Annotated in this window: 1 tRNA gene; it reads left to right on the top strand. The window is 50.8% G+C overall.

The features are described 5' to 3' along the window. Positions 1–100 precede the first annotated feature (100 nt). Positions 101–176: transfer RNA gene (locus tag P6709_RS19780), tRNA-Ala, on the top strand. The last annotated feature ends 151 nt before the right edge of the window (positions 177–327 follow it).

Genomic DNA, 327 nt, shown 5'->3' with positions numbered 1-327 from the left:
GCCTATAGCTCAGCTGGTTAGAGCGCACGCCTGATAAGCGTGAGGTCGGTGGTTCGAGTCCACTTAGGCCCACCATTTATCTTCTATCCTATCATCCCATGGGGCCTTAGCTCAGCTGGGAGAGCGCCTGCCTTGCACGCAGGAGGTCAGCGGTTCGATCCCGCTAGGCTCCACCAAACACACTCTTTCGAGACAGAAAGACCGGCTCGAAAACTTTGTTGTGTAGAAAAGTCACCTTCGGGTGACAGACTCGTTCCTTGAAAACTGGATAAAGACATCAAACAAACAAAGCAACAAACCGAGTAATCGCCACCTTAGTGATTTTCA

It is taken from the genome of Jeotgalibacillus sp. ET6 (assembly GCF_029667115.1).
Classification (GTDB): domain Bacteria; phylum Bacillota; class Bacilli; order Bacillales; family Jeotgalibacillaceae; genus Jeotgalibacillus.
This window is presented reverse-complemented; position numbering and strand designations above follow the sequence as displayed.